15 protein-coding genes are annotated in these 17,438 nt (G+C 73.3%); 10 read left to right on the forward strand and 5 right to left on the reverse strand.

Annotation, left to right across the window (positions count from 1 at the left end; all coding sequences use genetic code 11):
• Positions 1 to 126 precede the first annotated feature (126 nt).
• The 4 genes from ACIF6L_RS17515 (at position 127) to ACIF6L_RS17530 (ending at position 4,069) form a co-directional block, all read left to right on the forward strand.
• A complete protein-coding gene (locus ACIF6L_RS17515) occupies positions 127 to 2,358 on the forward strand; it encodes an ATP-dependent DNA helicase UvrD2 (RefSeq protein ID WP_329489506.1) in 2,232 nt (743 codons plus the stop codon).
• Between the two features lie 296 nt (positions 2,359 to 2,654).
• On the forward strand, positions 2,655 to 3,137 hold the full coding sequence (locus ACIF6L_RS17520) for a hypothetical protein (RefSeq protein WP_329489507.1): 483 nt from the start codon (positions 2,655 to 2,657) through the stop codon (positions 3,135 to 3,137).
• A gap of 168 nt (positions 3,138 to 3,305) precedes the next feature.
• Positions 3,306 to 3,674, forward strand: coding sequence for a WhiB family transcriptional regulator (locus tag ACIF6L_RS17525; RefSeq protein ID WP_380388088.1), 369 nt, complete (start codon positions 3,306 to 3,308; stop codon positions 3,672 to 3,674).
• Positions 3,675 to 3,823: 149 nt separating this feature from the next.
• Positions 3,824 to 4,069: a hypothetical protein gene (locus ACIF6L_RS17530; protein ID WP_396488556.1), complete on the forward strand. Its 246-nt coding sequence runs from the start codon at positions 3,824 to 3,826 to the stop codon at positions 4,067 to 4,069.
• 90 nt (positions 4,070 to 4,159) lie between these two features.
• Here the strand turns inward: ACIF6L_RS17530 and ACIF6L_RS17535 are convergent, their stop codons facing one another.
• Together ACIF6L_RS17535 and ACIF6L_RS17540 are read right to left on the reverse strand one after the other, a co-directional pair.
• On the reverse strand, positions 4,160 to 5,551 hold the full coding sequence (locus ACIF6L_RS17535) for an ABC1 kinase family protein (protein WP_396488371.1): 1,392 nt from the start codon (positions 5,549 to 5,551) through the stop codon (positions 4,160 to 4,162).
• 140 nt (positions 5,552 to 5,691) lie between these two features.
• The gene (locus tag ACIF6L_RS17540; protein ID WP_396488373.1) at positions 5,692 to 6,777 is read right to left on the reverse strand and encodes a ThiF family adenylyltransferase; all 1,086 of its coding nucleotides are present in this window, start codon (positions 6,775 to 6,777) and stop codon (positions 5,692 to 5,694) included.
• A gap of 414 nt (positions 6,778 to 7,191) precedes the next feature.
• On the opposite strand from ACIF6L_RS17540, the gene ACIF6L_RS17545 reads away from it, so the two are divergent.
• The gene (locus ACIF6L_RS17545; RefSeq protein ID WP_329492238.1) at positions 7,192 to 7,761 is read left to right on the forward strand and encodes a M48 family metallopeptidase; all 570 of its coding nucleotides are present in this window, start codon (positions 7,192 to 7,194) and stop codon (positions 7,759 to 7,761) included.
• 135 nt (positions 7,762 to 7,896) lie between these two features.
• Here ACIF6L_RS17545 and ACIF6L_RS17550 read toward each other — a convergent pair whose 3' ends face one another.
• Complete coding sequence (locus tag ACIF6L_RS17550; protein WP_352293057.1) at positions 7,897 to 8,484, reverse strand: NUDIX hydrolase; 588 nt, start codon at positions 8,482 to 8,484, stop codon at positions 7,897 to 7,899.
• The gene (locus tag ACIF6L_RS17555) at positions 8,481 to 10,073 is read right to left on the reverse strand and encodes a zinc-dependent metalloprotease (RefSeq protein WP_396488376.1); all 1,593 of its coding nucleotides are present in this window, start codon (positions 10,071 to 10,073) and stop codon (positions 8,481 to 8,483) included. The genes ACIF6L_RS17550 and ACIF6L_RS17555 overlap by 4 nt, the downstream gene beginning before the upstream one ends.
• A gap of 209 nt (positions 10,074 to 10,282) precedes the next feature.
• On the opposite strand from ACIF6L_RS17555, the gene ACIF6L_RS17560 reads away from it, so the two are divergent.
• The 4 genes from ACIF6L_RS17560 (at position 10,283) to ACIF6L_RS17575 (ending at position 13,516) form a co-directional block, all read left to right on the forward strand.
• On the forward strand, positions 10,283 to 11,431 hold the full coding sequence (locus tag ACIF6L_RS17560) for an NAD-dependent epimerase/dehydratase family protein (RefSeq protein WP_396488378.1): 1,149 nt from the start codon (positions 10,283 to 10,285) through the stop codon (positions 11,429 to 11,431).
• Positions 11,432 to 11,575: 144 nt separating this feature from the next.
• Complete coding sequence (locus ACIF6L_RS17565) at positions 11,576 to 12,016, forward strand: molybdenum cofactor biosynthesis protein MoaE (RefSeq protein ID WP_329489513.1); 441 nt, start codon at positions 11,576 to 11,578, stop codon at positions 12,014 to 12,016.
• 183 nt (positions 12,017 to 12,199) lie between these two features.
• Positions 12,200 to 12,388, forward strand: a complete 189-nt coding sequence (locus tag ACIF6L_RS17570) for a hypothetical protein (protein WP_329489514.1) — start codon at positions 12,200 to 12,202, stop codon at positions 12,386 to 12,388.
• Positions 12,389 to 12,430: 42 nt separating this feature from the next.
• Positions 12,431 to 13,516 carry a PDZ domain-containing protein gene (locus ACIF6L_RS17575; protein ID WP_329489515.1) on the forward strand — a complete coding sequence of 362 codons (1,086 nt, stop codon included), beginning with the start codon at positions 12,431 to 12,433 and terminating at the stop codon, positions 13,514 to 13,516.
• A 62-nt stretch (positions 13,517 to 13,578) separates the two neighbouring features.
• Here the strand turns inward: ACIF6L_RS17575 and ACIF6L_RS17580 are convergent, their stop codons facing one another.
• Positions 13,579 to 14,142 carry a PPA1309 family protein gene (locus tag ACIF6L_RS17580; protein WP_329489516.1) on the reverse strand — a complete coding sequence of 188 codons (564 nt, stop codon included), beginning with the start codon at positions 14,140 to 14,142 and terminating at the stop codon, positions 13,579 to 13,581.
• A 278-nt stretch (positions 14,143 to 14,420) separates the two neighbouring features.
• Between ACIF6L_RS17580 and ACIF6L_RS17585 the strand changes: the two genes are divergently transcribed.
• A complete protein-coding gene (locus ACIF6L_RS17585; protein ID WP_359803242.1) occupies positions 14,421 to 17,411 on the forward strand; it encodes a UPF0182 family protein in 2,991 nt (996 codons plus the stop codon).
• Positions 17,412 to 17,438 lie beyond the last annotated feature (27 nt).

Consider the following 17,438-nt stretch of genomic DNA (forward strand, 5'->3'; position numbering starts at 1 on the left):
ATTCCGCGTGCGCCCGGCGTGAGATCGACCTCGCACGCCCGAGCGCGCACCGTTCATCCTGCGATCGCACCGGGCCTGTGGACAAGCCCGCCCCGGTTGTCGCACCGGGCTGAGAGGATGGAACGCATGCAGGAAGACCTCTTGAGCGGCAGCCCGTTCGACGACTACCGCGCCGCGTCCGGCCCCGACGCGGTGCTCGCCGGGCTCGACCCCGAGCAGCGGGCCGTCGCCACCGCCCTGCAGGGGCCCGTCTGCGTGCTCGCCGGCGCCGGCACCGGCAAGACGCGCGCCATCACCCACCGGATCGCCTACGGGGTCCGCAGCGGGGTCTACCAGCCCGCCCAGGTGCTCGCCGTCACCTTCACCGCCCGCGCGGCGGGGGAGATGCGCGGGCGGCTGCGCCAGCTCGGCGCCGAGGGCGTCCAGGCCCGCACCTTCCACGCCGCCGCGCTGCGCCAGCTCCAGTACTTCTGGCCGCGCGCCGTGGGCGGCCCGGTGCCGCAGCTGGTGGAGCGCAAGGTCCAGCTGGTCGCGGAGTCCGCCGCGCGCTGCGGGCTGCGCGTCCAGCGCACCGAACTGCGCGACCTCACCGCCGAGATCGAGTGGGCCAAGGTCTCCCAGATCGGCCCGGACGACTATCCGGCCGCGGTGCAGAAGTCGGCCCGCGAGGCCCCGCGCGACCCGGCCGAGATCGCCCAGGTGTACCGGGTGTACGAGGAGACCAAGAGCCGCCGCGGCGTCATCGACTTCGAGGACGTCCTGCTGCTGACCGCCGCGATCCTGGAGGACCGCCCGGACATCGCCGACCAGGTCCGCGCCCAGTACCGGCACTTCACCGTCGACGAGTACCAGGACGTCTCGCCGCTCCAGCAGCGGCTGCTCGACCAGTGGACCGGCCCCGCCGCGGGCAGCCTCTGCGTGGTCGGCGACGCCAGCCAGACCATCTACTCGTTCACCGGCGCCACCCCCGACTACCTGCTGAACTTCCGCACCCGCCACCCCGAGGCGACGGTGGTCAAGCTGGTCCGGGACTACCGCTCCACCCCGCAGGTCGTCCACCTGGCCAACGGGCTGCTCGCGCAGGCCCGCGGTCAGGCGGCCCGGCACCGGCTGGAGCTGGTCTCGCAGCGCGAGGCCGGTCCCGAGCCCGTCTACACCGAGTACGAGGACGAGCCGACCGAGGCCGAGACCACCGCCCGCCGGATCAAGGAGCTGCTGGCGTCCGGGGTGCGGGCCAGCGAGGTCGCCGTGCTGTTCCGCACCAACGGCCAGTCCGAGGTCTACGAGCAGGCACTCGCCGACCTCGGCGTCTCCTACCAGCTCAAGGGCGCCGAGCGGTTCTTCGAGCGCCCCGAGGTGCGGGACGCCGGCGTGCTGCTGCGCGGCGCCGCCCGGGCCGCCTCCGACCCGCTCACCGACGGCACCCCCGGCCTCGCCGCGCAGGTCCGGGCGGTGCTCGCGACCCGGGGCTTCACCGCAGAGCCGCCGGCCGGCTCCGGCGCGGTGCGCGAGCGCTGGGAGTCGCTGGCCGCGCTGGTCCGGCTCGCCGAGGACTTCGAGCGCACCCGCACGGCGGCCGGGGAGCCGGCCGACCTGGCCGCGTACGTCGCCGAGCTGGACGGCCGGGCCGCGGCCCAGCACGCGCCCGCCGTCGAGGGCGTCACGCTGGCCTCGCTGCACGCCGCCAAGGGCCTGGAGTGGGACGCCGTCTTCCTGGTCGGCCTCACCGAGGGCACCATGCCGATCATCTACGCCAAGACGGACGAGCAGGTCGAGGAGGAGCGCCGGCTGCTCTACGTCGGCGTCACCCGGGCCCGCAAGCACCTCTCGCTCTCCTGGTCGCTCTCCCGCTCGCCGGGCGGCCGGGGCAACCGCAAGCCGACCCGCTTCCTGGACGGGCTGCGGCCGAACTCCGGCGCACCGGGCGCGCGCGCCGGGGGCCGGGGCGGGCGCGGTGGCGTCGAGGCCGGCGAGCGCTCCGCCGGGCGCCGGGTGCGCGGCCCGGTCCGCTGCCGGGTCTGCGAGCGGGTGCTCACCGAGGCGGTCGAGCGCAAGCTGCGCCGCTGCGAGAGCTGCCCCTCCACGATGGACGAGGCGCTGTACGAGCGGCTGCGCGAGTGGCGGGCCGGGCAGGCGAAGAAGCAGGGCGCCCCGGCCTACGTGGTGTTCACCGACGCGACGCTGATGGCGATCGCCGAGGACGTCCCGGCGACCACCCAGGAACTGGCGGTGATCTCGGGGGTCGGTGCGATGAAGCTGGACAAGTACGGGGCCGCCGTGCTCTCGTTGTGTGCGGGGGAAGAGCTCACGGAGGATCCGGTCGACGTCGAGGACGGCGATCCGGACGAACCGGCCTGAGCCGGTCCCGGGGAGGTCCCCGGGGCGGGCGGAGCCGATGCCCCGGGCTCCTTCGGAAGCCGCCGAGAAACTCGCCGGAAAAATAGTTTGCGCGCCGTACCGGGAGCGCAATAGCCTGCCGGAGCGGTCAAGGGGACGCGAACGCACGGGGTGACGCCTGTGCCATGTCCTCCTGGGCCCGACAGCTTCTCCGCACCACGCACCACCTGCATCACCTGCACCACCGAGACAGACATCCGAACAGTTCGGAGCCCGGGGAACCAGGCCCCGCGAGACGCCGAGAGGAGGCGAAGACAGTGGAAACCATCATGATCACCAAACTGACTGGCCAGACCGTCGTCGCCGCTGCCTCTCTGCGTGCCGCCCGCCTGCGGGCTCTCGCCGAGCTGGGTGGAACCGGTCTGGGTCTCGAAGCCGTGGGTGCCTCCGTCATTCCCGCTTCCGTCGCCTCCGTTGTCAGTGGTCTTGGACACACTGGCCCCTGCGGCGCGGATATCACGGGCGGTATTGACGGCACCTCTGTCGAGACCGGTCTGTCCCGTGGCTGGGCGGCCGTGAGCACGTCGCGCTCCCTGCGTGACGAGCGACCGACCCAGGCACCGAAGGCAGCCGTAGCCGTCGCCATGCATGGCGGCTATGCGCGGGTCATCGGTGCCGGAAACGCCCAGAAGCAGAACGAGCAGCAGATCAACGAGCAGGCCATGGCCGCCTTTACGGGAGCCACGGCCGTCCGGATGCGGGCCTTCCGCGGGCCTGAACCCTGGAGAGAACGAACCTGAGGAAGCCTCAGGTCGGCACCTCCAGGGCCGCGGAACCCGTCACACCGGGATCCGCGGCCCTTCTGTTTTGTCCGGTACGCAAGACCACCCAGGCCCTCCGGGGCCTCCGGCCCAGCCCCACCAGTCAGCTGAGCCGGACCCACTGAAAAGACGAGGAAGACGCCCACAGTGTCCACGGTCATCACGCCGCCCATCCCGTCCGTACCGCAGACAAGCCAGATCACCCCGGCCGACCAGGCCGACCCTCCGGAGGTTTCCCTGATGCAGATCACCACCATCGAGCAGGCCGAGGCGCTCGGTCTCCCCATCCCGTGCCGCGCCTTCGACCCGGAGGTCTTCTTCGCCGAGACGCCCGCCGACGTCGAGTACGCGAAGTCCCTCTGTGGCACCTGCCCGGTCAAGGACGCGTGTCTGACCGGTGCGCTGGAGCGGCGCGAGCCGTGGGGCGTCTGGGGTGGCGAGCTCTTCGTCCAGGGTGTCGTCGTGGCCCGCAAGCGGCCGCGTGGCCGCCCGCGCAAGACCGAGGTCGCAGCGTGAACCCCGCGCTCGGAGCCAAGGCCGTCCGCCGGGGAGAGCAGCCCCCGCTGGACAGCGCCCTTCGCCGCTCCGTGCGAATCGCCGCCGCCAAGGCCGACGCGGCCCGCACCGTCCACTTCCCTACGTCGCACCACGAGCAGGACCACGACATGACCCCCGCCGCCATTGACCCGACCGTCCGCGCCGAGCAGACCACCGAACTTCAGATCCAGAACAGGACCCTTGAGATGCAACTCCTCCACGAATCCCTGGCCCGTGCCCATATGCAAGAGCGCTTGCAAGAGGCCGAGCACGAACGGCTCGTCTCCCGGGTCGCCCGGGCCCGCCGGCTCAAGCTGAAGGCCGAACGGGCCTCGCTGCGGGCCCGCAAGGCCCTCGCCGTCGCGCTGATGTAGCGCGCCGGGCCGTAAGAGTTCCACCCCCGTCGTGCCGCAGGCCGCCCCCCGAACCGGGGGGCGGCCTGCGGCCGTCGCTGCCCGGACCGGTCAGGGCTTCTTGACAGCCTTGGTGGCCCTGGTGGCGGTGCGCGCCTTCGGCGGGGTGGCGGGGAGCTCCTCGAACTCCGGGAGCCACCGCCGCATCTCCGCCCGGAACGGCGCGTTGGCGCCCAGCTGGCAGAGCACCCCGATCGTGCTCAGCGTGACCCGGTGGATCAGCAGGTACGCCGGGGGCAGGTTGAGCTGCTTGCCCAGGTTGTAGGCGGGCGACCGCGGATCGGCGATCCGCGCGGCCTGGGCCCGCATCCAGGCCCGGGTGAAGTGGAAGGTGTCCACCGCCGCCGGCTCGATGATCGGGACGAGGTAGTCCAGCACCGCGTCCGGGTCCAGCTCGATCGAGGGCTTGACGAAGCCCTCCTCGCGCAGCATCTCCAGCACGCCCGCGGCGTCGCCCGCCAGGGCCATCCGCAGGGAGGCGCCGATCGGGGCGGGCAGCCCGCCCGGCAGCCGGTCGACGGTGCCGAAGTCCAGCACCCCGAGCCGCCAGCCGGCGACCGGGCCGTCGTCCTTGAGCAGCCGGAAGTTGCCCGGATGCGGGTCCGCGTGCAGCAGGCCGGTCCGGGACGGGCCGGCGAACAGGAACCGGGCCAGCAGGTGCCCGGCCCGGTCGCGCTCCTCCTGGGTGCCGCCGGTGATCACCTCGGCCAGCGGGGTGCCGTCCATCCACTCGGTGACCAGCACCTGGTCGGCCTGCGCGACCACACCGGGCACCTGGATGTCCGGGTCGCCCGCGAACTCCTCGGCGTGCCGGCGCTGGGCCTGCGCCTCCAGCTCGTAGTCCAGCTCCTCGGCGACCCGCTCGCGCAACTCGGTGATCAGCGGCTTGATGTCGAGGCCGGGGATGAGCGGGCCGAGCAGCCAGGCCACCCGGCTCAGCTGCGTGAGGTCCGCCAGCAGGGCGTCGCCCGCGCCCGGGTACTGGACCTTGACGGCCACCTCGCGGCCGTCGTGCCAGACGGCCCGGTGCACCTGCCCGATCGAGGCGGCGGCCGCCGGCCGGTCGTCGAACTCCCGGAACAGCTCCCGCCAGCCTTCGCCGAGGCGCTCCGCGAGCGCGGTGTGGACCTTGGCGGCGGGCATCGGCGGGGCGGCGTCCTGCAGTTTGGTCAGGGCCGCCCGGTAGGGCCCGGCGACCTCCTCGGGCAGCGCGGCCTCGAAGACGGACAGCACCTGCCCGAACTTCATCGCCCCGCCCTTGAGCTCGCCCAGGACCTTGAAGAGCTGGTCGGCGGTGGCCTGCTGGAGCTCGGCCGTCACCACCTCGGCGGAGCGCCCGCCGATCCGCTTCCCCAGCCCGAGGGTGGCCCGCCCGGCGATTCCCAGCGGCAGGGCTGCGAGCCGTGCCGTGCGGGTCATTGCCTTGCGCGGAAGATCGCTCACCCGGGCCTCCAATCCACACGCCCCCGGCACCCCACGACCGGGGGCCGACCATCACTACGCCATTGTGCCCGCTCGCCGCCCCGGTCCCGGCCCCCTTTTCCGACCTGTCGTGCGGCGGTCGCCGCGGCGCCCCGCCGCGGTCATCCCGGCGGCTGCGGTTGCCAGAGGCAGCCGCAGTCGGGGTGGCCCTTCAGCCGCAGCCGCCGGGGCATGCCGTCGACGGCCGAGAGTTCGCACCAGCCGTCGAGGCTCGGCGGCCGGCCGCCGTCCAGGTAGACCTGGGCGTGGAGGGCGGCGAGGCCCGCCACGGCCGTCGCCAGGCCGGTGTCGCAGGCGGGGGTGCGGGCCCGGCCGGGGCCCTCGTCGGCGAGCTGGGCCAGGATCCGGGGCCAGGCCGGATCCTCGTCCTCGCGGGCCAGTACCAGGCAGTGGCCGCAGGCCGAGACACCGGGCACGACGAGCGGGCCGACCACGCCGAACTCCTCCACCACCCCGACGTACAGGTGCGGCACCCCGGCCCGCAGCAGCTCCCTGGCCTCGGCCGCGCCGCCGGCGAAGGCACCGCTGCCGTCCCTCGGCGCCAGCACCACCAGGTCGAGGTCCCGCGCCGACGGGCGGCGGGTGCCCGGAGCCGCGCGGCGGGCCGAGGCCCGCCGGACGGCGTCGCGGGCGGCGGTGGACCGCAGCCGCCCGACCTCGCCGGGCGGCAGGCCGGCGGGGGAGCAGTCCGCGGGCCGCACCCGGCCGGTGTCGGTGACGGTGACCGCCCCCGTACCGGCGGCCGCCAGGACGGCGGCGATCGCGGCGCCGACCCGGCCGGCCCCGCGCACCTCCACCCGGTGGTCGGCCCGGCGGCCGAGGACGGCGGGGGCGGCGCCGGGGGCGGAGTGCACCAGGGAGAGCGAAGCGAGGTCCGGGCCGAGCAGCTCCCGGTGCGGCTGCGGGAAGCGGGCCAGCGCACGGCCCGCCGCCTCGGCGTCGTCGAGCAGCCCGGTCCGCTCCAGCTCGTCCAGCAGCGCGCCGGTCGGCTCGCGCCCGAGGCCGGCCCGCTCGCCGGCGGCCAGCAGCGCGGGCCGGTCCCGCGTCCCGTCGAGCAGGCCGAGGAAGTCGCAGCGGGCCCGGTCCGCGCGTTCGACCACCCCGGCGTACTGGCGGACGGTGCCGAACTGCAGGGTCTCGGAGTCCCGCCAGCTGCGGGAGAGGGCGGGCTTCAGCAGGAGGCGCACGGTGGATTTCCTTCCGATCGTTTCCGGACGGCCGGGGCCAGCCTGCCCGATCGGCGCGGATCCGTGCCCGGCGTTGTCCACAGGCACGAGCACATGATCGAATGATCCGTTCGCATGCCCTGTGGATAACCTGCCGGCCGGTACGGGGTCGCATTCCGGACACCCGCCGTCGGCCTTTCGTTCCCGATCACTCCACGAAAGATTTCGGCCATGGCAGCGGACTTCTGTCAGTGGTACCGGGTAACGTCGTGTGCCATGGCAGCCGAACGGGACTCCCATCCCCCGGCGTCGCGTCGGCGTGCCCGTGCAGCCTCCGGGTCCCAGGTCGCGACGCCGAGCACGCGCGGGCGCCCGGACCAACAGCCCGGATCGGCGCCCGCGCAGCCCCCCGCGCCGTCGGAGAAACACGTCGAGCTGCCCTTCGACCGCTCCCGGGTGGAGGTCCGCCGCAGTGCCCGGCGCAGCCGCACCGTCTCGGCCTACCGTGAGGGCGACCGCACGGTCGTGCTGATCCCGGCCCGGATGTCGCACGCCGAGGAACAGCGCTGGGTCGCGCAGATGCTGGAGAAGCTGGCCGCCCAGGAGAGCCGCCGGGTGCTCGGCGACGACGCGCTGGCCGTCCGGGCGCGCGAGCTGTCCGCCGCCTACCTGGGCAACCGCGCCCAGCCGGTCCAGGTCCGCTGGGTCACCAACCAGAACTCGCGTTGGGGTTCCTGCACCCCCAGCGAGCGGACCATCCGGCTCTCGCACCGGCTGCAGGGCATGCCGGAGTACGTCGTCGACTACGTGCTGCTGCACGAGCTCGCCCACCTGCTGGTGCCGGACCACGGCGCCTCGTTCTGGGCCCTGCTGGAGGCGTACCCGCGGACGGAGCGGGCCCGCGGCTATCTGGAGGGCGTCGCCTCGGCGGCCCGGCTGCCGCACATCCCGGGCGCCCGGCACGCGGGTCCGCCGGAGGCCGAGCCGGCCGGATCCTGCGGCTGACCGGAGCGCCGCACCCCGTGGCGGGCGCGGGCGGCGGGCGACGCGGGGCGGACGGGCGCGGGTCAGCGGCGGACGGACGCACGACAGAGGGGGCGCGGGCCCCTGTGGTCCGCGCCCCCTCAGGTCTGTCGCGCCTCAGCCGGTGAGCTGCCGGGCGCGCGCCACCAGGTCGCGCACCGAGTGGTCGGTCAGCTCGGGCAGCTCGTCGAAGCCGAACCAGCGCAGGTCCAGCGACTCCTCGCTGATCAGCGCCTCGGCGCCGGGCGGGGCCACCGCGATGTACTGGACGTCCAGGTGGGTGTTCTCCGGCCGGTCCTTGCCGGTGCAGCGGACCTGGTGCCGGTCGAGCTTGGCCGGTACCGGTACGCCGTCGGCGGCCAGCAGCACGAGGTCCGGGATGCCCGACTCCTCGGTGGCCTCGCGCAGCGCGGCGGAGGCCAGGTCGCGGTCGCCCGGCTCGCAGTGGCCGCCCATCTGCAGCCAGAGGCCGACCTTGGGGTGCAGGGTCAGCAGCACCCGCCCGGCGGCCGGGTCCACCACGGCCGCGCTGGCGGTGATGTGAGCGGGCAGGCAGGAGCGGAACAGGCCCTCGGGCTGCTCGGCCAGGTGGTCCAGGTAGTCGAGGCGCAGCCGCTCCTGGTCCGGGCCGGCCGGACGCCAGCCGCTCAGGGTGCGGACCGCGTCCGCGTGCAGGGCGGACGCGCCCGTCTCGGTGAGCGTCATGCGGTCGGCTCGCCCTTCCCGTCCTCGCCGTCGTCCTTCTTCTTCTCCAGGTCGGGCTTGGCGGACTCCGAAGGCTTCGAGGGCTCCGAGGGCTCCGAGGACTTCGACGACCCGCCCGCGGCGGCCTCGCCGAGCAGCTTGTCGATCGCGTCGAAGTCCAGGCCGCCCTCGGTGTCGCCGGCGGTGTCCCGGTGCACGAAGGCGTCCGGGTCGTCCAGGTCGGCGGCGGTGGGGAGCATGTCGGGGTGCTGCCAGAGGTCGTCGCGGCCCTCGATGCCCCGGGCGTCGGCGAGCAGCGCCCAGAGCCGGGCGGCGTCGCGCAGCCGGCGCGGGCGCAGCTCCAGGCCGACCAGGGTGGCGAAGGTCTGCTCGGCGGGTCCGCCGGCCGCACGGCGGCGGCGGACGGTCTCGCGCAGCGCGCCGGCCTGCGGCAGGTGCGGCTCGGCGGCGGTGTGCACCACGGCGTCGACCCAGCCCTCGACCAGCGCGAGCGCCGTCTCCAGACGGGCGAGCGCGGCCTTCTGCTCGGGGGTGTCCTCGGGCTGGAGCAGTCCGCCGGCCAGGGCCTCCTGGAGCGCCTCGGGGTTGCTCGGGTCGAGCTGGCCGGCGAGCTCCTCCATCCGGGAGGTGTCGACCTTGATGCCGCGCGCATAGGCCTCGACGGCGCCGAACAGGTGGGCGCGCAGCCACGGCACGTGGGCGAAGAGGCGCTGGTGGGCGGCCTCGCGCAGGGCGAGGTAGAGCCGGACCTCGTCGGCGGGCACGTTCAGGCCCTCGCCGAACTCGGCGATGTTCTGCGGCAGCAGCGCGGCCTTCCCGGCGGGGGCCAGCGGCAGACCGACGTCGGTCGAGCCGACCACCTCGGCGGCGAGCGCGCCGAGCGCCTGGCCGATCTGGCTGCCGAACATGGCGCCGCCCATCGAGCGCATCATGCCCATCAGCGGGCCCGCCATGGCCTGCATCTCCTCGGGCAGGACGCCGCCCATGGCCGTGCCCACCCGCTCGGCGACCGGGTCCACGAGGTCCTTCCAGACCGGCAGGGTGGCTTCGATCCACTCGGCCCGGCTCCAGGCGACGGCGGTGCCGGCCCCGGAGGGGAACTCGGTGGCGCCGTCCAGCCAGAGGTCGGCGAGCCGGACGGCCTCGGCGACGGCGGAGCGCTCGGAGGCGCCGACCGACCGGTCCTTGGACTTGCCCTCGACAGGCTCGGCGACGACGGTCTGGCGGGCGATGTCCTTGGCGAGGTCCCAGTTCACCGGGCCGCCCTCGAACGAGAGCATCTGGCCGAGCTGCTGGAAGGCGGCGCCGAGGTCGTTGGGGTTGAGGCCGCCGAACATCGCGGCGAAGGGGTTGTCGCCCCCGCCGGGCCCGCTCGGGGTGCCGGGAGCGCCGGGAGCGCCGGGCATCCCCATGCCGAAGAGCGCGCCGAAGGGGTTCCCGCCGAAGCCGAACGGCTGGGGGCCGCCCTGCTCGCCGCCCTGGTCCTTCTTCTTCTTCTGCTCGTCGCCGGGCTTGCCCTTGCCGTCCTCGGGCTTGCCGTCCTCGGGCTCCTCTGGCGGAACGCCGAATCCGAAGGGAAGGTCGCTCACGGGGTCCTCGATCCGGTCGGCCGTCATGCGGGGTGGTGGCGGAATTTCGGCCCGCCCGGGACGGTCCGCGGAGTGGGGGACTCGCGTTCGGTGGGCGGCTCCCGCACGGCTGGTCCGCGCCGGGTGCACCGCCGGGCCTTCGCCTCGGGCAGGATGGACGTACGTGACACACGCACGTACGCACATAAGCTAACCGTGGAGGATGGCCGGTGAGTTCCCCGCCTTCGGACGTTCGCTCTGGGCTGACCGGAGGAGAGGACGCCCCGGACATCACGGCGTCGCCGCCTCCAGCCTACGGCGGAAGGCCACTGACCGTGGCCGTCACCGGCGCCGCCGGTGTGCTCGGCGAGCGCGTCGCCGCCCGCCTGGTCGCCTCGCCGGGGGTGAGGAAGGTGCTCGCCGTCGACGACCGGCGGGGCGAGGTGCCGGGCGTGCAGTGGCGCGTCCTGGACGTCCGCGACCCGGCGGTGGCCGAGCGGCTGGCCGGTGTGGACGTGGTCGTCCACCTGGCGATGGACCTCGGGATGGAGTCCGATCCGCGCGCCCGCAGCGCCTACAACGTGCGCGGCGCGCAGACCGTGCTGACCGCCGCCGCGGCGGCCGGGGTGCACCGGGTGGTGCTGTGCACCTCCGCGATGGTCTACGGCGCGCTCGCCGACAACGAGGTGCCGCTGGCCGAGGACTCCGAGCTGCGGGCCACCGAGGAGGCCTCGCTGGTCGGCGACCTGCTGGAGATCGAGCGGCTGGCCCGGCGGGCCCCGCGGGCCCACCCGGGGCTGCAGGTGACCGTGCTGCGTCCGGCCGTGGTGGTCGGGCCCGGCGTCGACACCGTGCTGACCCGGCACTTCGAGGCGCCCCGGCTGCTGGTGGTGGCGGGCTCCCGGCCGTGCTGGCAGTTCTGCCACGTGGACGACCTGGCGGCGGCGCTGGAGTACGCGGCGCTCGGGCTGGTCGAGGGCGAGGTCACGGTCGGCTGCGACGGCTGGCTGGAGCAGGAGGACGTGGAGCGGCTGTCGGGCATCCGGCGGATGGAGCTGCCGGCCTCGCTCGCGCTGGGCACCGCGGCCCGGTTGCACCGGCTCGGGCTGACCCCGGCCCCGGCCGGGGACCTCGCCTACACGATGTACCCCTGGGTGGTGTCCGGCAGCCGGCTGCACGAGGCGGGCTGGCGTCCGACCTACACCAACGAGCAGGTGCTGGCGGAGCTGCTGGCGCAGGTCTCCGGGAAGCACGCGGTGGCCGGGCGGCGGCTCGGCGGCAAGGAGGCCGCCACCAGCCTGGGCGCGGCCGGGGCGACGGTTGCGCTGGTCGGTACGGCCGCGCTGGTCCGGCGGGCGCGCAAGCGGCGCCGCTTCTGACCCTTCGACGGCCGCGGCGGGCGGGGCCCGCCGCACGGGTGCCCACCGCGGTCGGCGTGCCTTGATTCTCACGATGCGAAATTTCCCAATCGTGATACGGAACCCCCTTGCCCGAAGCCGCCCGCGATGGGGAATCATGGGGGTATGGCCGACAACCACGACCCCATCCGCCTGCTCGCCGTCCGCGACACCCCCCTCTCGCTCGACGAGGTCTACGAGGCGGTCGGCGACGACGCCGCCGGCGGTACGACCGTCTTCGTCGGCACGGTCCGGGACCACGACGGCGGGAAGTCGGTCGCCGCGCTGGAGTACAGCTGCCACCCCTCGGCCGAGCAGGAGATGCGCCGGATCGCCGAGAAGGTCGTCGCGGAGTTCCCGGTCCGGGCGCTCGCCGCGGTGCACCGGATCGGCCGGCTGGAGATCACCGACAAGGCCGTGATCGTCGCCGTCTCCTGCGCCCACCGGGGCGAGGCGTTCGCCGCCGCCCGCCGGCTGATCGACGACCTCAAGCACGAGGTGCCGATCTGGAAGCACCAGGTGTTCTCCGACGGCGAGGAGGAGTGGGTCGGCGCCGGCGGCTGCTGACCCCCCCCGGACACCGCCGACGCGCAGGCGCGCCGGGCCTTCACTCGAACGGGTCCGGGCCGGCGCCCCGGATACTCCCTGGCAGTGAGCCGATCGGCCGTGCCGTAACCCGGACGGCGCCACCCGCGTTCTCCGGCGGGGTGGTTAGTCTGCTCATAGACACGACGAGCTGGGAGTACTGATATGGCTGCGCTCGCCTGGTTGATCATTCCTGTCATCGCCGCACTGTTCGCCGCCGTGTGGGCGGGCTGGGCCCAGCGGTCCCCCAGAGCCACCGGTGACCCCGCCTCCCTCGCCGAGCACCGGCGCTTCATGGCCGCCATGGAACGCACCACCGCCGCCCCCGGCCCGGGCGAGGACCCCGGCCGGTAGCCCGGCGGGCGTGGCGTCGGGCGCGTCCCGTACTGTCGAGGCATGCCACGCCGCTCTGCGACGATGCTCGCCGCCACCCTGCTGCTCATAGCGCTGCTCTGCGCGTCGGTGATGATGAAGGTGCCGTACACGGAGATGAGCCCGGGGCCGACGTACAACACGCTCGGGGTGCAGGAGAAGACGGGCACGCCGGTGATCACCGTCACCGGCCACGAGTCCTACCCGGTGAGCGGCCACCTCAACATGACCACCGTCCAGGTCACCGGTGCCAAGTACGAGCCCAGCCTGGTCAACGCGGTGGTCGGGTGGCTCCGGGACGACGTGCTGGTGGTACCGCACGACAACGTCTACCCGAAGGGCCAGACGGACGCCGACGCCAAGCGGCAGAACGCCGAGGAGTTCGCGCTCTCCGAGGACCACGCGCGGACGGCGGCGCTGACCCAGCTCGGCATCCCGGTCGGTAACGAGCTGATCGTCCAGTCGGTCACGGCCGGGGCCCCGGCCGAGGGCAAGCTGCACGCCGGGGACCGGATCATCGCGGTCGACGGCGCCCCGGTCACCGACGCGGACAGCGTGGCGAAGGCCGTCACGAAGCACCAGCCCGGCGAGACGGCCGTCTTCACCGTGGTGCCGATGGTCAAGGACGCGAGCAAGGCGGACCCGGCGGCGGCCCGGACCGACATCGCCGTCCCGACCGTGAAGTCCCCCGACACCGGCGCCGCCATGGTCGGCATCCGGCCCGGCGTGCGGCACACCTACCCGTTCCAGATCGACATCGGCCTCCAGGACGTCGGCGGGCCGAGCGCGGGCCTGATGTTCTCGCTGGGCATCATCGACAAGCTGACGCCGGAGGACCTCACCGGCGGCAAGTTCGTCGCGGGGACGGGCACCATCGACGACGCCGGCGGCGTCGGGCCGATCGGCGGGATATCGATGAAGCTGATCGCCGCCCGGGACGCCGGCGCCCAGTACTTCTTCACCCCGGCCGCCAACTGCGCCGAGGCCGGCAAGAACACCCCGTCCGGACTGACCCTGATCAGGACCGAGACGCTGGACGGCGCGCTGAAGTCGCTGGAGCAGGTGCGCAGCGGGCAGACCGCCGCGCTGCCCTCCTGCGCCACCGGCTGACCGGCCGGACACCGTGGGCCCCGGACGATCCCGTCCGGGGCCCGCGGCGTACCGGTCGTGGCCTAGGAGAAGGTGGCGAGCAGCGCCGCGGTCAGGCCGGGGACGAGGTCGGGGCCGGTCAGCACCTCGCGGGCGACGTCCTTGGAGCGCAGCCGCAGGGCGATCTCCCGCTTGCCGTCGCGCAGCACGGCGGCGGTGATCCGCACTTCCTCGCGGTTGGGGTGGTTGGCCACCCAGTCGGCGAGCTGGGCGTCGCTGGCGTTGCGCGGGCGGGACTGCTCGGCGCCCGGCGGCAGCATCAGCCGCTCGACCACCAGGGCGCAGCCGACCACCGCGTCGGGCCAGGCGATGGTGCCCAGGAACTTGTCCAGCTCCATGCCTTCGGGCAGTTCGTCCTGCTCGATCGGGGTGAGGCCGGCCTCCGGGCTGTCGGAGAGGCCGAGCTTCTTGGCGATCCCGGGATCGGCCTTGAGCAGGGCCGCGCTGTCCACCAGGGCGAACAGCCGGGCCGGGAGGTCCCAGCCGAGGGTGGCGGCGTACTCGTCGATCTCCAGCGCGGCCCGGGTCAGCGGGGTCGCGGCCGGGAGCTTGGAGACGTCGTCGGGGGAATTGGAGACATCGGACATGCCTCAATCCTCACACGCCGGGCGGTCCGGGCGGTGCCACAGGTCCGGCGGGGGCGGGCGCGGCGCCTACGGGGCGGGGCCGCGGGGCCGCCCGGGGGTGCCCGGACCGCGGCTGAGCCCGGTGGCGCGTCCGGTGGCCGGACGGCCGGACGGCTGCGGCCGGGGAACGCCGGAGTAACCGTCTGCTAACGGTGGGAACTCGGCTAAAGCCTGGTTAAGTTGCACTGACGACCGCTCGATTCCAGACGACACAGCTGAGGTGCCCCGTGGTATTCCAGATGCCGGAACGCTCAGGGCCGGGATTCCGGCGCAGGGTAGGCCCGCCCTCCCGGCGGGCGCGGGTACTCCTGCTGACCCTGGGCGTACTCGCGGTGCTCTTCCTGCTGTTCGTCATGTTCGCCGGGTTCTGGACGGACTGGCTCTGGTTCAAGTCGGTCCACTACTCCTCGGTGTTCACCACCCAGCTCTGGACGAAGGTCGGCCTGTTCGCCGTCTTCGGCCTGTTGATGGCGCTGGTCGTGGGCGCCAACATCTGGCTGGCGCACCGGCTCCGGCCGCCGCTGTCGGCGATGTCGGTGGAGCAGCAGAGCCTGGACCGCTACCGGGCCGGCCTGGCGCCGTTCAAGCGCTGGGCGCTGATCGGGATCTCGCTGGTGATCGGCCTGGTGGCCGGTGCCGCCGCCTCGGGCCAGTGGCGGACCTGGCTGCTGTGGACCAACGGGACGTCCTTCGGCGTCAAGGACCAGCAGTTCGGCATGGACGTCTCGTTCTACGCCTTCGAGCTGCCGTTCTACGAGTTCCTGCTCGGCTTCGCGTTCAGCGCGGTGATCGTCTCGCTGCTGACCTCGGCGCTGGTGCACTACCTGTACGGGGGCCTGCGGCTGCAGGGCCCGGGCCGCCGGGCCAGTGCCGGCGCGCAGGGCCACCTCGCGGTGCTGCTCGGCGTGTTCGTGCTGCTGAAGGCGGTGGCGTACTGGCTGGACCGGTACGCGCTGGCGGTGAAGACCGGCTCGTACAAGAGCGTCACCGGCTGGACCGGCCTGCGCTACGTGGACGCCAACGCGTTCCTGCCGGCCAAGACCATCCTGTTCTTCGTCGCGATCATCTGCGCGGTGCTGTTCTTCCTGACCCCGATCCGCCGCACCTGGGCACCGGCCCTGATCGGCCTCGGGCTGATGGTGCTCTCGGCGGTGCTGATCGGCGGGGTGTACCCGGCGATCGTGCAGCAGTTCCAGGTCAAGCCGAACGAGCAGGCCAAGGAGACGCCGTACATCCAGAAGAACATCGACGCGACGCGGCAGGCGTACGGGATCGCGGACAGCCAGACCACCCAGTACACCCCGCAGGGTTCGACCACGGCCGAGGCGCTCAAGCCCGACGCGCAGACCATCGCGGACATTCGGCTGCTGGACCCGAACGTGGTCTCGCCGACCTTCCAGTCGATCGAGCAGCAGCGCTCGTACTACGCCTTCCCGTCCACGCTGGACGTGGACCGCTACGGCAAGGGCGAGACCGCCCAGGACACCGTGATCGGCCTGCGTGAGCTGGACCTCAATGGCGTGCAGCGCAACTGGATCAACGACCACTTCAAGTACACCCACGGCTACGGCGCGGTGGTGGCCAAGGGCAACCAGGTCAACGACAAGGGCCAGCCGGTCTTCACCGAGTCGGGCCTGCCGGCCACCGGTTCGCTGGGCGACTACCAGCAGCGGGTCTACTACGGCGAGAAGACCGGCACGTACTCGATCGTCGGCGGTGCCAACCAGGAGATCGACTACACCACCGACTCCGGTGAGAACAAGCAGTACCAGTACACCGGCGGCAGCGGTGTCTCGCTGGACAACCCGATCACCCGGGCCGCGTACGCGGTGAAGTTCGCCGAGCCGCAGATCCTCTACGCGGGGGCGATCACCGACGGCGCGAAGGTCATCTACGACCGGACGCCCAAGGAGCGGGTGGAGAAGGTCGCGCCGTGGCTGTCGATCGACGCCGACCCGTACCCGGTCGTGCAGCCCGGCCCGGACGGCCGGCCCGGGCGGGTGGTCTGGGTGCTGGACGGCTACACCACCTCCGACGGCTACCCGTTCTCCTCCAAGACGACGCTGGGCACGGCCACCAAGGACTCGCTGACCAACCAGCGCGGCGAGCTGCTGACCGCCGCCAACCAGGTCAACTACATCCGCAACTCGGTCAAGGCCACCGTGGACGCGTACACCGGTGAGGTGACGCTCTACCAGTGGGACGAGAACGACCCGGTGCTCAAGACCTGGATGAAGGCGTTCCCGGACACCGTCAAGGCCAAGGCCGACATCCCGGGCACGCTGATGCCGCACCTGCGCTACCCGCAGGACATGTTCAAGGTGCAGCGCGACCTGCTCGGCCAGTACCACGTGACGGACGCCAACTCGTTCTTCAACGGCAGCGACATCTGGCAGATCCCGGTCGACCCGACCAGCGACACCAAGCAGCCGCAGCCGCCGTACTACCTGACGGTGCGGATGCCGGACCCGGCGGTCACCTCCGCCAGCTTCTCGCTGACCAGCACCTTCGTGCCGAGCGGCCGGGAGAACCTGGCGGCCTTCATGGCGGTCAGTGCCGACCCGGGGCCGGACTACGGGAAGATCAGGCTGCTCAAGGTGCCGGGGGACAGCAAGACCCTCGGGCCCAACCTGGTGCAGTCGCAGTTCAACTCCCGCCAGGAAGTGGCCCAGCAGATCACCCTGCTGAAGAGCGGCGGTGACTCCGAGCTGGAGTACGGCAACCTGCTGACCCTGCCGGTCGGCGGCGGCCTGCTCAACGTCGAGCCGGTGTACGTGCGCGGACGCGGTGCCAAGTACCCGACGCTGCAGAAGGTGCTCGCGGTGTACGGCAACGACAACGTGGCGTTCGAGAACACCCTGGAGGAGGCGCTGAAGAAGGTCTTCGCGGGTGCCGCCCCGGCGACCACGCCGACCGCGCCGACCACCCCGGGGACCCCGAGCACCCCGACACCCACCCCGACGGCGCCGGCCACCCCGGGCACCGGCGGGGCCACCACCCCGGAGCTGCAGAAGGCCTGGGCGGACGTCGAGAAGGCGTACAACGACAGCCAGAACGCGTTCAAGAGCGGTGACTGGGCGGCCTACGGCCAGGCCCAGAAGGCGCTCGGCGACGCGATCAAGGCGGCCCAGGCGGCGCAGCAGAAGGCCGGCGGCACCCCCGCCGCCACGCCTTCGGCCACCGCGCCGGCCGGGGCCTCGCCGAGCCCCTCGGCGGGCGCGAGCCCCTGAGCTGGGAGAACCGATTCCTGTTCCACC

Source organism: Kitasatospora sp. NPDC086009, from assembly GCF_044540385.1.
Lineage (GTDB): Bacteria > Actinomycetota > Actinomycetes > Streptomycetales > Streptomycetaceae > Kitasatospora.

What these genes read in the sequence shown, in the direction of transcription:
- ACIF6L_RS17515 (WP_329489506.1), top strand. Translation starts at nt 127, where the DNA reads ATGCAGGAAGACCTCTTGAGCGGCAGCCCGTTCGACGACTACCGCGCC.
- ACIF6L_RS17530 (WP_396488556.1), top strand. Translation starts at nt 3,824, where the DNA reads ATGACCCCCGCCGCCATTGACCCGACCGTCCGCGCCGAGCAGACCACC.
- ACIF6L_RS17550 (WP_352293057.1), bottom strand. Translation starts at nt 8,484, where the DNA reads ATGACGCTCACCGAGACGGGCGCGTCCGCCCTGCACGCGGACGCGGTC.
- ACIF6L_RS17565 (WP_329489513.1), top strand. Translation starts at nt 11,576, where the DNA reads ATGGCCGACAACCACGACCCCATCCGCCTGCTCGCCGTCCGCGACACC.
- ACIF6L_RS17570 (WP_329489514.1), top strand. Translation starts at nt 12,200, where the DNA reads ATGGCTGCGCTCGCCTGGTTGATCATTCCTGTCATCGCCGCACTGTTC.
- ACIF6L_RS17575 (WP_329489515.1), top strand. Translation starts at nt 12,431, where the DNA reads ATGCCACGCCGCTCTGCGACGATGCTCGCCGCCACCCTGCTGCTCATA.
- ACIF6L_RS17580 (WP_329489516.1), bottom strand. Translation starts at nt 14,142, where the DNA reads ATGTCCGATGTCTCCAATTCCCCCGACGACGTCTCCAAGCTCCCGGCC.
- ACIF6L_RS17585 (WP_359803242.1), top strand. Translation starts at nt 14,421, where the DNA reads ATGCCGGAACGCTCAGGGCCGGGATTCCGGCGCAGGGTAGGCCCGCCC.